We start from the raw sequence: 12467 nt of genomic DNA, 5'->3' as shown, positions 1-12467 counted from the left end.
GCCATGAAGCTTTTCTATTCCACCACGTCGCCCTACTCCACCAAGGTGCGCATGGCGGCGCACTTTGCCGGCCTGCCCACGGAACTGGTGGCCGCCGATACCAACGCGGACCCCGCCGAACTTCTGGCCGCCAACCCGCTCGGAAAGATCCCCGCGCTGGTGACGGATGACGGGCTTGCCGTCTATGACAGCCGGGCGATCATGAACTATATCGACCGCCAGACGCGCGGTTCGCTCTATCCACGCAATGCCGCCAAGCGCACCGAGGTGGACGTGCTGGAGGCGGCGGCGGACGGTATCTGCGACTGCCTGCTCGCCATCGTCTACGAGCGCCGCTCGCGGCCGGAGGAGAAGGTCCATCAGCCATGGATCGACCGGCAGTGGCAGAAGGCAGAGCGCGGACTCGATCACCTGGAAGCCAACATGCCACGGCTCGGCAAGAAGCCGAATGCCGGCCACTTCGCCCTCGCCGCCCTGCTGCGCTACATCGAGCTGCGTTTTGCCGGAAAGTGGCAGCGCGGCCGCCCGAAGCTGAAGCGCTATCTCGCGCGCTTCGAAGCGGTCTTCCCCGACTACGCGAAATTCAAGGACTGAACACGAAAAAGGCCGGGCTTTCGCCCGGCCTTTCCAATTTCAGAGCCGACTGGCTTAGAACTTCACGCCGAGACCGACGCGGACGCTCTGGTCTTCGAAGCCGGACTTCACCTTGGTGCCGCCGAGGTTGAAGTTCTTCTTCTGGTAGTCGCTGTAGCGGTATTCGACGCGCGCCGTGATGTTGTTGGTCACGAAGGCTTCGGCACCGACGCCAGCCGTCCAGCCGACCATGTTGCGGTCGTCCTTGCCGGCGGCATTCTTCATCTCGGCATTCGTACCGGCAATACCGGCGGTGCCGTAGAGCAGGACCGGGTTCAGGTCGATACCGACGCGAGCGCGGATCGAGCCGTTGGCGCCCTGCTTGGCAGTCGTGCCGCCGTGCTTGGAATCAACACCCGAATAGTTCAGGTCGGCTTCGCCGCCGTAAACCAGCTGGCCCTGCTGCATGTTGTAGCCGCCATAGACGCCGCCGCCAAAACCGTTGGCCTTGGCCTTGCCCTGGTTGTTGAAGTCACCGCGCTGCCAGCTGGCCGTACCACCGGCATAGGCACCGGCCCAGTTGCCGGTTGCAACCGGCTCGGAATATTCAGCGGCCGGAGCCTGCGGAATATCGTCGATGGCGTCAGCAGCGTGAGCGGCCTGGAAAGCGACCATCGAAACGGCCGAAGCGATAAGGGTGGCGATGAGTGTACGCATTATATTCTCCTATACTAAACGACGCCCTCTGTTGGGAGGCGTTCGGGCATCGTCATTTCTAATTCAGTCCCGCCCGGTTCAGGTGAAATTGAATAAAGATTGAGGAATTGAAAGAGCCAAAATGTGAAATCATTGTGGCATGGGCGCGGCACAATTTGGATGTGCCTTTTGCACAACAGGGCATTCGTTAACCATGATTTCAACAACCCGGAAATCCGGTAAAATGTACTTCAAATTACTTTGAAGTCGCCTTTGCGGTTAATTTTTCCGCAATCAATTGTCCGGGGGAGTTTAAGCCTGCGCAAGGATGGCTATATCTTTGGCCGGTTAATCAAATGAATCGGCAGGATGGATTTTTGTTGAAAAAGCCCTTGAAGACGGCCCTGGTGACGGGCGGCGCAAAACGCATCGGCAAAGCCATCGTGGACGATCTGGCGGCGAACGGCTTTGCCGTCGCCATCCATGCAAACGAATCCCTCGAGGACGCCGAGGCGCTTGCCCGCAACCTGAGAGAGCAAGGGGTGACGGCTGCCGTCGTGCAATGCGACCTTTCGGACGGCGCGGCAACGGGCAGGCTGATTGCGGCAGCCAATGCGGCAATCGGCCCGCTCGACCTTCTCGTCAACAATGCGTCCCTCTTCAAGCCCGATACGGTCACCGCCTTCGACGACGCACTGTGGGACCGGCATTTCGCCGTGCATGTGAAGGCGCCGTCGATCCTTGCGCGCGACTTCGTGCGCCAGCTTCCGGACGGCATGGCCGGCTCGATCGTCAATGTCATCGACCAGCGGGTCTGGAACCCAACGCCGCGCTACTACTCCTATACACTCTCCAAATCAGCGCTGTGGATGGCGACCCGCACCATGGCGCAGAGCTTTGCGCCACGCGTGCGCGTCAACGCCATCGGCCCCGGCCCGTCGCTGCCCAACGAACGGCAGGACGATGCCGATTTCCAGGCGCAGGTGGAGGGCCTGATCCTGCGCAAAGGTCCGGGACTCGACGAATTCGGCCGCACAGTTCGCTTTTTGTTCGACACGCCATCCATAACGGGGCAAATGATAGCGCTCGATGGCGGGCAGCATCTCGCCTGGGAAACCCCCGACGTGGCGGAGATCGCGGAATGACTGGCCGGAAGGTAGAGGATGGCGGCGTCCTCTACGACGAGAACGAAACGGACGAGGACGACGAGCTTCAGGAAAGCCCGACGACAGGCGCCGTCGCGCCCGTTGTCGCCACCCCCGGCATCGACTGGAACGAAGGCGGCGACGTGCCGGAAGGTCTCCTCGGCGCCGAGCTGATCGAGTTCTTCGTCAAGCGCCTGCCGAACAGCCCCGGTGTCTACCGCATGTTCAATGCGGATGGCGACGTGCTCTATGTCGGCAAGGCGCGCAGCCTGAAGAAGCGCGTGACGAACTATGCGCAGGGCCGCGTCCATTCCAACCGCATCGCGCAGATGGTGCGCCAGACGGCGAACATGGAGTTCGTCACCACGCGCACCGAGACCGAGGCGCTGCTGCTCGAAGCCAACCTCATCAAGCGCCTGCGCCCGCGCTTCAACGTGCTTCTGCGCGACGACAAGTCGTTTCCTTACATTCTGCTGACGGGCGACAGCCGGGCGCCGGCGATCTTCAAGCATCGCGGCGCGCGCAGCCGCAAGGGCGACTATTTCGGTCCCTTTGCCTCGGCCGGTGCCGTTGGCCGCACCATCAACTCACTGCAGCGCGCCTTCCTGCTGCGCACATGCACCGACAGCGTTTTCGAAAGCCGCACGCGCCCCTGCCTGCTCTACCAGATCAAGCGCTGTTCCGGCCCCTGCACCCACGAGATCCGCGACGCGGACTATGGCGAACTGGTGCAGGAGGCGAAGGATTTTCTCTCCGGCAAGAGCCAGAAGGTCAAGGCGCATATGGCAGAGGCCATGAACGCCGCCGCCGAGGACCTCGATTTCGAGCGCGCCGCCGTCTATCGCGACCGGCTGGCCGCACTCAGCCATGTCCAGAGCCACCAGGGCATCAATCCCGCGGGCGTCGAGGAGGCGGACATTTTCGCCATCCATCATGAGGGCGGCGTGTCCTGCATCCAGGTGTTCTTCTTCCGCACCGGGCAGAACTGGGGCAACCGCGCCTATTTCCCGAAGGCTGACCCGCAACTGACGGGCGCGGAGGTGCTGAACGCCTTCCTCGCGCAGTTCTACGACGACAAACCCTGTCCCCGGCAGATTCTCCTGTCAGAGACGATCGAGGAAATGGACCTGCTGGCGCAGGCGCTGTCCGAACGCTCGAATTACAAGGTGACGATCTCCGTGCCGCAGCGCGGCGAGAAGAAGGACCTCGTCGACCACGTGGTGGCCAATGCCCGCGAGGCGCATGGCCGCAAGCTGGCGGAAACTGCTTCGCAGTCGCGCCTGCTGGAAGGTTTTGCCGCGACCTTCAAGCTGCCCACCGTGCCGCGCCGCGTCGAGATCTACGACAACTCGCACATCATGGGCACCAATGCCGTCGGCGGCATGGTGGTGGCGGGGCCGGAAGGCTTCGTGAAGGGCCAGTACCGAAAATTCAACATCAAATCGACCGACATCACGCCCGGCGACGATTTCGGCATGATGAAGGAAGTGATGACCCGGCGCTTCGCCCGCCTGATCAAGGAAGAGGGCCTGCCGGACCGCAGCGCTGCCGATACCGGCGCGGAAGCCGCCGACCTGCCCTTTCCCGCCTGGCCGGACGTCATCCTTATCGACGGCGGCCAGGGCCAGATGACGGCGGTGCGCGCCATCCTCGAAGAACTCGGCATCACTGACCAGGTGGTGGCCATCGGCGTCGCCAAGGGCGCCGACCGCGAGGCCGGGCGCGAACGCTTCTTCATGCGCGGCACCCCGGATTTCTCGCTGCCGCCACGCGATCCCGTGCTCTATTTCGTGCAGCGCCTGCGCGACGAGGCGCACCGCTTCGCCATCGGTTCGCACCGCGCACGGCGCAAGAAGGAAATGGTGAAAAACCCGCTCGACGAGATCGCCGGGATCGGCCCGACGCGCAAGCGCGCCCTGCTCCAGCATTTCGGCACCGCCAAGGCCGTTTCACGCGCCGCGATGACCGATATGATGGCCGTCGAAGGCATTTCCGAAACCGTCGCCCGCCTCGTCTACAACCACTTCCATGACGATGCGGCCGGCTGAAGGCCAAACCTAAACGAAACGAGGCGCCGGATTGTATCTCCGGCGCCTCGTTTCGTGTGGTTATCGCGCTATGGTTTGGTTTGCGAGTTAGAGGATGAAGTCGCCCTCGACCAAGGTCACGGCAGCATCAAGGTGGATAGCGAAATCCGCCTTCCCGTTGCCGTCCACGTCGCCGTAGATGTAGGTGTCGGTCGCCTTCTTCTCGAAACGCAGTTCTCCGGCCTTCTTGGAGAAATCCTTCGTACCGAGGAAGACGAAGGCGTCGTTTTTCGCGCTCGACACCTTCGCATCGAAGCCCGAAAGATCGATCCGGTCACCCTCTTTCTGCGAGAAATCGAAAACCGTATCGCGACCGGACTCGGAAACCGTTGAATCCCTGAGTGTCATGAACACGAACGTGTCCTTGCCGGTTCCGCCATAAAGATCATCCGCGCCACGCCCGCCGACAAGCCTGTCGTCGCCCGCCATGCCCTTCAGCAAATTCTTGCCGGCGCTGCCCGTAATGACGTTCGCCAGCGCATTGCCAACACCGTTTATGTCGCTGACGCCCATCAGGCTCAAGTTCTCGACATTGGTCGCCAGCGTGTAGCTGACCGATGCCTTCACGAGGTCCGTGCCAGCGCCTGTGCTCTCGAGCACTCTGTCTTTCCTGTCGTCAACGACATAAATGTCGTCTCCGCCACCGCCGCCCATCCTGTCAACACCGGAACCACCATCAAGCGTATCGTTGCCGGAGCCGCCGATCAGAATATCATTGCCCTGGTTGCCCATGATGATGTTGTTGCCGGAATTTCCGATGATGGTGTTGGCGAGATCGTTGCCGATGCCGTTTGTGTTGAGAGATCCAGTCAGGGCCAGCTTTTCAACGTTATCCGTCAATCGGTAGCTGATCGAGGACTTGACGAGGTCGGTACCAGCGCCATTGTTCTCAATCACCGCATCTTCCTTTTCGCTAACGACATAAATGTCGTCGCCTACGCCGCCCTCCATTCTGTCAGTGCCGGAACGACCATCGAGTGTGTCGTCGCCCTCACCTCCCTTAAGAACATTGTTGCCGGAATTTCCGGTGATGATGTTGGAGAGCCCATTTCCGGTAGCGTTGCTGTCACTGGACCCCAGCAACGTCAAGTTTTCGACATTGTCGAAGAGCTTCGTCGTGCCTGTATAAGACGACACTACAAGGTCGGTTCCCTCACCCGCCTCCTCAAGCGTACTGTCACTTCTGTGCGTAACGACGTACGTGTCATCGCCTCTGCCGCCGTAGGCTTTGTCAATGCCTGAATCACCGGAAAGCAGATCGTTTCCATCTCCGCCATACAGGACATCCCAATCGGCACCACCATAGAGTTTATCTTCGCCATCGCCGCCGAAAAGAGTGTCATTGCCGAGTCCGCCGCGGATTTTCGAGCCGTAGGCGCTCGCAAAAAGCGCATCAAACGAACTCGTTCCGACGATATTTGCCGCTCTTCCACTGTAAAAGATAAACTCTTTGGCCGTGAGAGCGTTGATAGCTATACCCTTCAGCGTAACTTTGTAGAGGTCGCCCCCAAATCGTCTCTCGAAATACGCGTCTCCATAGACATTTACATCAAGGATCATTTGAAGTTGCTTGAAACTGGAAATGCCATAGTTTTCAAGATCGATCCGATCAACGTTGGTGTTGAATCCTATTATCGTATCTTGACCTGAAGCCACAAAGGTGTCCGCGCCATCACCGCCGACAAGTTCGTTGACCCCATGCCGGCCATCCACAATCGAACCGTCTCTAGAAGCAAATAGCCGATCTCCAAATCCGGTTCCGCTGATTTCGCGGTCACTACTGGTGTCGAATATAAAGTCGCCGGCACCCAACGCTTCTTTGGATACCCCGTTAAGTTGGAAACTGTAGATTTTACTGCGTAATGTTGCACTGAAATAAGCGCTGCCCAAAGACTCGACCATAATCAGTTGAAGCTGGCTAAACGTCGATATGCCGTACCCAGACACATCAATTCTATCAATCCCCGGATCGAAATCCTTGATCGTAACCTCCTCGCCGCCGCCAAACTCCTTGGGAGTAGTTTGAGCTGCAACAAAAAGATCCGCGCCGTCGCCTCCATGAACTTCGTCGAAGCCGCCACCTCCACGGATAATGTCATCACCGTCTCCGCCAAAAAGCCTGTCGCTTCCTGTCCCGCCATAAAGCGTGTCATTGCCGCTGCCGCCATGTGCCCATAATGCTACAGCGCCTGCCCGCAGCGTGTCGTCACCTCCCCCCAGATTGATGACGTGCGGCGACCAATTCCAAATTTTCTTAATTCCGGTTAGGTCAAACATGTCGTTTCCGGACGTTCCAGACAGCCGGTAGTCTTGCAGATATAGACTGTGAATTCGCGTGGCAGCGTTGAGGATGAGCTCAGAGACTTCGACATCGCCCCGCAACCAAAGGTCCTTAGTCCCTCCACCTTTAACCAAGGCGGTAATCGCGGCATATTTTCCACCAGGAATGTCAGCGTAAGTTTCGTCTGGCGAAATGGTAAAAACAGTCATATCAAAACCACAACCTATTATCGATTAGCGAAAAAAAACGCAATACTACATTGCAAATCCGATGTAAAATGCCAACCACAATAATCCAACGTTTCTAGATGCTTGAAGCGCAATTCTCTCCATTTACGGGTCGAGCAGCCAAGGGAGCCAAACCGGCGCGCAATTGCATTGTCTGGTCTCACGACTGCTATCGAAAGCAAAGGGCTTCCCACTGCCGATACCTTATGGCTTATATCCCCACAATATCCTTCCAAGTACGCGGCCCCCTCAGCCGCCAACGACGTAGCTCAGGTGGCAGGCGTGATCGGTGCAGCGGCAGACTGTAGGCCGAGCAGACGAAGGGCCAATGATGGTGTTTTAAAGAGGATGTCTCCAACCGGAAACGGGCTTCCATGATCTCACCAAGGGCGGCAAGCCGTAGACGTGAGCCTCGCGATGAAAGCCCGCCCCCGAAGGACGGGAGGCGCATGCGTCATTGCGCAGCGCTTCGTAAATTCGCCAAGAATTGGGATAACAGAGGTTGACGGCGCTGTCACAAAGACCTCATCTAGCCGGAAATGATTGAGACTGAAGAATCCATGGCCTCCCGCGCATACAATATCCCGAACCTGCTCACCTACGCCCGCATCGTGGCCGTTCCGCTGATCGTGCTGTGCTTCTTCGTGGAAGGGCGGCTGGAATCATCGGATTTCGCGCGCTGGACGGCCTTCGGTCTGTTCGTCGTCGCCTCGATCACCGACTATCTCGATGGCTACCTCGCCCGCATCTGGAACCAGACGTCGAATATCGGCCGCATGCTCGACCCGATCGCCGACAAGTTGCTGGTCGCATCCGTGCTGCTGCTGATGGCGGCAGACGGTACGATTGCCGGCTGGACGATTTGGGCCGCGATCATCATCCTGTGCCGCGAAATGCTCGTTTCGGGCCTGCGCGAATATCTCGCGGACCTCAAGGTCAGCGTACCGGTCACGCGCATCGCCAAGTGGAAGACGGCGATCCAGATGCTGGCGATCGCCTTCCTGCTTGCCGGCCCCGCCGGCGACAAGGTGCTGCCCTACACGACCGAGATCGGCATCAGCCTGCTGTGGATCGCGGCGCTGATCACCATGTATACGGGCTACGACTATTTCCGCGTCGGCCTGAAGCACATCGTGGACGAGTGAGATGACGAAGCTCGTCTATTTCGCCTGGGTGCGGGAACGGATCGGCAAGGGTGAGGAAGAGATCGACCTGCCCGCCTCCGTGAAGACCGGCAGCGACCTTCTCAGGCACCTGAAGACGCTCGGCGACGACTATGCCCATGCGCTGGAGCACGAAAACGTCATCCGCATTGCGATCAACCAGGAGCATGTCGAGCACGACGAGCCGATTGTTGGTGCGCGCGAGATCGCCCTCTTCCCGCCGATGACGGGGGGCTGACCCGTGGCCACCGCGGCACCGGTCATCGTCCGCGTCCAGCACGACGATTTCGATGTGGCGGCTGAAACCGCGCGTCTCACCGCCGGTCGGGCGGATGCCGGCGCTATCGTCACCTTCACCGGGCTTTGCCGCGACGAAGCCGGCCGGCTTGCCGCACTGGAACTGGAGCACTATCCGGGCATGGCCGAGGCCGAGATCGGCCAGATCTGTGACCAGGCCGTCACACGCTTTTCGCTTCTCGCGCTCACCGCCATCCACCGGGTCGGCAAGATCGCCCCGGGCGAAAACATTGTGCTGGTCATCGCACTCGCCCCCCACCGCCACGCCGCCTTCGACGGCGCAGCCTTTGTCATGGATTACCTGAAGACCTCCGCGCCGTTCTGGAAGAAAGAGCATTTTGCCGACGGCCGCACCGGCGGCTGGGTCGACGCCAAGGACAGCGACGACCGGGCGCGGGCGAAGTGGTCGCAAGACTAGGATCTTACGGCACCGGCCTCTCGCGCCGAAAGATCACCAGCAGCAGCACGAGCGCGGAAAAGATCACCAGGTCCCGCCAGAGAAAATCGCCATAGGCGCCCCACAGCGTTTCCGCGAGCCCCATCGCCGCACCGCCGAGCGCTGACAAGAGCGGCGCCCCTGCCCCGCCGATCGCGGCGATGAACAGCACTTTCACGCCAAAGACCAGGCCGGCGCCGAAATCCATGTTGCCGTAGTAGGAGACGGCGAGAATGCCGGTGAGGCTGGCAATCAGCGCCGCCCCCGCATAGGCGGTGAGGTAGACGCCCTCGGCATCCACCCCACACAGCTCTGCCGCCAGCCGGTCTTCCGAAACCGCCCGCCAGCGACGACCCCAGGCGGAGCGGGCGAGAAACATGTGGCCTATGACGACGATTGCCACCATGGCCAGCGTGTTTGCCAGTTGCAACACAGTCAAGACGACCGGAAAAGCGGGATCGTTCCAGAACACCACCGGCGTGCCAAGCAGCGGGGGCAACCAGAGGCTGCGTGTGTCTGAGGCGAGCCGCGCCGTCTCCATCAGCACCAGCACGACGCCAAGCGCCGCCACCACCACCGTGTTGTCCGAAGAAAAGGCGAGCGGCCGCATGACGTGGCGCCCGATGACGAGGCCGGCGCCGACACCGTAAAACAAGGCGACCGCTGCACCAAAGGCCAGCGCAGCGGGCAAAACCAGCCACAGCTGCGTCCAGCCGAAACCGGCAAACAGCACAAACATCTGCGCGGCAAAAGCGAAGAGCGCGCCATAAGCGATATCCGCCCGGCGCGTTACGGCAAAAGCGATCGAGTAACCGAAGGCAAGCGCCGCATAGAGCGCGGCGACCGGCAGGGCATTCGCGATCTGCTGCAGGAAATAGGCCATCGGGTCCGGATGCTTCCGCGTTCACGCAATTTCGCAGAGAGCGATCTTTGCGTCTCTTTCGTGCGATGAAATATAACTGACAAAACGTCTTTTACCAGTTAGAATATGCCCATGACATTTTCCTGGACCCCGCATCGTTTTTCCGGCGGCGCGCTTGCGCTGGATGTGGCGAACTCCGTCGTGCTGCGCGCCGAACCGGAGCGGCGGATCGATCGTTTTGCCGACCCCGCCGTGATGGACGCCTTTCCCGCCGGGGCAAACCGGCATGGGGGTGAGCGTGATGTCTTCGGCGCGCTTGAGCCGGTCAGCGCGCACGCTCGCACGGGGCTGATCGACCTGCGCGAAGCGATCGATCGGCATTTTCGCGCCGAAATCCTGGGGACCGGTATGCCCACATTGCTTGCCGACCTGCTGGACGCCATTTCGGCGTCGCTGCGGCTATCCGGCATGCGCCCGCAGGCGCTCGATACCGCGACCTCCCGCTCCGCCCTCCTGCTGATCGCGCGGCCGGAGCCGGAGCGGCTGAAAATCTGCCCGAACTGCCAATGGCTCTTCCTCGACCGCAGCCGCAACCGTTCGCGCGCCTGGTGCGACATGGCGGTCTGCGGCAACCGGGCGAAGGCCAGCCGCCATTATCACCGCAACCGCGAGGAGCCACGATCATGAGGAAGTCTTTGCTGATCGCGCTGCCGCTCGTTCTTCTTCTCGCCGCCTGCCAGCGCGAGACGGGGCCGGATCCGCTAAAACTCACCGGAAAGATGTTCGTCTTCAACTACCGTCTCGCCTATGCGACCTATCTCGTCACGCTGGAACAGACCGAGCCGCTGCCGGAAGGCTCCGTCGTGAAGGCCGAGTTCGAGAACCCGGCCGGCGGCGCGCCGCTGACGCTGGAGCGCAAGATTTTCCCCAACCTGACGCGCGTGGTGCTGGAAAGCCCGGACATAACCTGCGTGAAGAAGGACCAGCCCTACAAGGTCACTATTGCCGTCATCGGCCCTGACGGCCGCAGCCTGCAATCGCTGGAGACGCAGGTAACCTCCAGCGCCGACCAGAGCATCCTGCCGGCCAAGGCGCTCGTCGTCGGCCCCGGCTACGAGAAAAACCCGGAGGTCTTCAAGAACGGCAAGGCGCCGGAGCATTTTGAAATGGCGACCTGCCCAACCTAATGAATATTGGGCCTGACGAATATCCCGTCTGACGAATATTCGGCAAAGCTCACGCGTCCCGTCTGAAACGGTTCCGACCGGGAGGATACGCGCATGAGGTTGCTGCCTGCTCTGGCGATCGGTCTCGCTTTGCTGCCACTGGGTGTCCGGGCCGAAGAACCGCCCGCCTGCCCGGCAAGGGCCGCGATCCTGACGCTTGCGGACACGGTGCTCGCCGATCGGCAAAAACTCTCGCGGCTGAAAGCACGAGGCGTGGGCGCCGAGGCAGCCTACCTCAAGATCCGCTATGGCGGCCTTGCCATGGACGCCGCAGCCACACTCGCCCATGGCCTCAGCGATGCCGGTGTGCGCGAGGCGGCCGATCTCGCCGGCGCAATCGACGCCGTGCGGGGCGGTTTCGATGCGGTTTCGAAGGATGCCGGCGACCCCGCCCAACTCGGTGCGCAGATCTCCACCCTGCGCACAATCCTCCAGCATGGCGACGGGGAGAAACTGCTTGCCATGATCGCCGCCCTGCCGCCCGAGAGGCAAATCCGCATCAGCCAGCCGATCGTGCCGGCGATCGTGGACTGGCCGGATGAACAGAAGGCCGCCCTTGCCGCAGCGGCGGGTCGCCATGGCCTGTTCTTCCTCCAGGCCGGGCTCGTTGCGATGCAGCGCGACCGCACCGCCTGGTCCACCTTCGTGGCCGGCTTCGCGCAACCAGCGAAACTGCGGGATCTGACGCAGGTATGGAGTTGGGCGCCTGCCCTGGTAGGCAACATGGCCTTGCCGCGCGTTCCGGTGCTGGATGCCGCATCCGAGGCCATGCGGCGAAACATCCATATCGTATCGATCGCCGCAGCCCGGGAACCGGAACGCGATTTCCTCATGACCCATCTCAACCAGTCCGGCGATGTCGCCGCCACGGTGAAAGCGGCACAGGCTCTTATCGCGGACATCGATACCGGGCGCATCAAGCCGGACGACACGCTCGATGCGGCCTGGCTGACAGCATACCGCGCACTCCGGGCAGCCTCGGAAAACACCGATGCGCTTAATGAGGGGCTCGCGAGCATCCCCTTTTATGGCGTGCGTTCCCAGCGTCCGGCCGGTGATGTTTCGGTGCGCGACATGATCGACCGGCTGATTGCGATCGAGGCCTTCACGCCCTTTTTAAAGGCAGAAGCCGACACCCCACCGGACATGCCGGCAGAGCTGAGCACGAAATTCCGAACGGAATGGCCGCTCTGGCTGGAACTGGCCGTGGCCTTGAAAACGGCGCCGCTGACAGCTTTTGCAAAAGACGCCGGCAAGGCGCCCGTCGTCGCCGAACTGCTGTTTGCAGCCGGCGATCCTGCGCGACTTGCCGATTTCGTTCTCGCCACGGAGCCGGTGGAGATCAGGCTGGCGCTGGCGACGGATCTTGCGACGCGGCTCGATCGAACCTGCGCGAGCGTCCTGCATCATCAGGCAGAGGCGATGTTGCTGTCCGGCCAGCCGATCTTCAAGTTCGATCCCGCACAATGAAAAA

Annotated in this window: 12 protein-coding genes; 9 read left to right on the top strand and 3 right to left on the bottom strand. The window is 61.0% G+C overall.

Features of this window, described 5'->3' with window-relative positions; genetic code table 11:
* Positions 1-3 precede the first annotated feature (3 nt).
* The gene (locus tag ACT6VE_RS06120; RefSeq protein WP_444797720.1) at positions 4-594 is read left to right on the top strand and encodes a glutathione S-transferase family protein; all 591 of its coding nucleotides are present in this window, start codon (positions 4-6) and stop codon (positions 592-594) included.
* A 54-nt stretch (positions 595-648) separates the two neighbouring features.
* Here the strand turns inward: ACT6VE_RS06120 and ACT6VE_RS06115 are convergent, their stop codons facing one another.
* The gene (locus tag ACT6VE_RS06115; protein ID WP_444797719.1) at positions 649-1290 is read right to left on the bottom strand and encodes an outer membrane protein; all 642 of its coding nucleotides are present in this window, start codon (positions 1288-1290) and stop codon (positions 649-651) included.
* Positions 1291-1649: 359 nt separating this feature from the next.
* Between ACT6VE_RS06115 and ACT6VE_RS06110 the strand changes: the two genes are divergently transcribed.
* Entirely contained in the window at positions 1650-2414 is a 765-nt protein-coding gene (locus ACT6VE_RS06110; RefSeq protein ID WP_444797718.1) for an SDR family oxidoreductase, read from the top strand.
* Positions 2411-4462, top strand: a complete 2052-nt coding sequence (gene uvrC, locus ACT6VE_RS06105) for an excinuclease ABC subunit UvrC (protein ID WP_444797717.1) — start codon at positions 2411-2413, stop codon at positions 4460-4462. Before ACT6VE_RS06110 ends, uvrC begins: the two co-directional genes overlap by 4 nt.
* 87 nt (positions 4463-4549) lie before the next feature.
* Here the strand turns inward: uvrC and ACT6VE_RS06100 are convergent, their stop codons facing one another.
* Positions 4550-6991 carry a calcium-binding protein gene (locus ACT6VE_RS06100; protein WP_444797716.1) on the bottom strand — a complete coding sequence of 814 codons (2442 nt, stop codon included), beginning with the start codon at positions 6989-6991 and terminating at the stop codon, positions 4550-4552.
* A gap of 578 nt (positions 6992-7569) precedes the next feature.
* Between ACT6VE_RS06100 and pgsA the strand changes: the two genes are divergently transcribed.
* From pgsA to ACT6VE_RS06085, 3 genes are read left to right on the top strand one after another with little or no spacing between them, the layout of a single operon-like run.
* A complete protein-coding gene (pgsA, locus tag ACT6VE_RS06095; protein ID WP_444797715.1) occupies positions 7570-8154 on the top strand; it encodes a CDP-diacylglycerol--glycerol-3-phosphate 3-phosphatidyltransferase in 585 nt (194 codons plus the stop codon).
* A 1-nt stretch (position 8155) separates the two neighbouring features.
* On the top strand, positions 8156-8410 hold the full coding sequence (gene moaD, locus ACT6VE_RS06090) for a molybdopterin converting factor subunit 1 (RefSeq protein WP_444797714.1): 255 nt from the start codon (positions 8156-8158) through the stop codon (positions 8408-8410).
* A gap of 3 nt (positions 8411-8413) precedes the next feature.
* Positions 8414-8887: a molybdenum cofactor biosynthesis protein MoaE gene (locus ACT6VE_RS06085; RefSeq protein ID WP_444797713.1), complete on the top strand. Its 474-nt coding sequence runs from the start codon at positions 8414-8416 to the stop codon at positions 8885-8887.
* Between the two features lie 4 nt (positions 8888-8891).
* On the opposite strand, the gene ACT6VE_RS06080 is transcribed toward ACT6VE_RS06085, so the two are convergent.
* On the bottom strand, positions 8892-9788 hold the full coding sequence (locus ACT6VE_RS06080; RefSeq protein ID WP_444797712.1) for a branched-chain amino acid ABC transporter permease: 897 nt from the start codon (positions 9786-9788) through the stop codon (positions 8892-8894).
* A gap of 111 nt (positions 9789-9899) precedes the next feature.
* Here ACT6VE_RS06080 and ACT6VE_RS06075 point away from each other — a divergent pair, with 111 nt between their 5' ends.
* The 3 genes from ACT6VE_RS06075 (at position 9900) to ACT6VE_RS06065 (ending at position 12463) form a co-directional block, all read left to right on the top strand.
* A complete protein-coding gene (locus ACT6VE_RS06075; RefSeq protein ID WP_444797711.1) occupies positions 9900-10454 on the top strand; it encodes a CGNR zinc finger domain-containing protein in 555 nt (184 codons plus the stop codon).
* Positions 10451-10954 (top strand): hypothetical protein, encoded by a 504-nt coding sequence (locus tag ACT6VE_RS06070; RefSeq protein ID WP_444797710.1) that lies wholly within the window; start codon positions 10451-10453, stop codon positions 10952-10954. The genes ACT6VE_RS06075 and ACT6VE_RS06070 overlap by 4 nt, the downstream gene beginning before the upstream one ends.
* Before the next feature lie 93 nt (positions 10955-11047).
* Positions 11048-12463 carry a hypothetical protein gene (locus ACT6VE_RS06065; protein ID WP_444797709.1) on the top strand — a complete coding sequence of 472 codons (1416 nt, stop codon included), beginning with the start codon at positions 11048-11050 and terminating at the stop codon, positions 12461-12463.
* The last annotated feature ends 4 nt before the right edge of the window (positions 12464-12467 follow it).

The sequence above is a fragment of the Shinella sp. genome (genome assembly GCF_052438155.1).
Lineage (GTDB): Bacteria > Pseudomonadota > Alphaproteobacteria > Rhizobiales > Rhizobiaceae > Shinella.
Note: the sequence above shows the minus strand (reverse complement) of the source record. Positions and strands in the feature narration are given on the sequence as shown.

What these genes read in the sequence shown, in the direction of transcription:
- ACT6VE_RS06120 (WP_444797720.1), top strand. Translation starts at nt 4, where the DNA reads ATGAAGCTTTTCTATTCCACCACGTCGCCCTACTCCACCAAGGTGCGC.
- ACT6VE_RS06115 (WP_444797719.1), bottom strand. Translation starts at nt 1,290, where the DNA reads ATGCGTACACTCATCGCCACCCTTATCGCTTCGGCCGTTTCGATGGTC.
- uvrC (WP_444797717.1), top strand. Translation starts at nt 2,411, where the DNA reads ATGACTGGCCGGAAGGTAGAGGATGGCGGCGTCCTCTACGACGAGAAC.
- ACT6VE_RS06100 (WP_444797716.1), bottom strand. Translation starts at nt 6,991, where the DNA reads ATGACTGTTTTTACCATTTCGCCAGACGAAACTTACGCTGACATTCCT.
- pgsA (WP_444797715.1), top strand. Translation starts at nt 7,570, where the DNA reads ATGGCCTCCCGCGCATACAATATCCCGAACCTGCTCACCTACGCCCGC.
- moaD (WP_444797714.1), top strand. Translation starts at nt 8,156, where the DNA reads ATGACGAAGCTCGTCTATTTCGCCTGGGTGCGGGAACGGATCGGCAAG.
- ACT6VE_RS06080 (WP_444797712.1), bottom strand. Translation starts at nt 9,788, where the DNA reads ATGGCCTATTTCCTGCAGCAGATCGCGAATGCCCTGCCGGTCGCCGCG.
- ACT6VE_RS06075 (WP_444797711.1), top strand. Translation starts at nt 9,900, where the DNA reads ATGACATTTTCCTGGACCCCGCATCGTTTTTCCGGCGGCGCGCTTGCG.
- ACT6VE_RS06070 (WP_444797710.1), top strand. Translation starts at nt 10,451, where the DNA reads ATGAGGAAGTCTTTGCTGATCGCGCTGCCGCTCGTTCTTCTTCTCGCC.
- ACT6VE_RS06065 (WP_444797709.1), top strand. Translation starts at nt 11,048, where the DNA reads ATGAGGTTGCTGCCTGCTCTGGCGATCGGTCTCGCTTTGCTGCCACTG.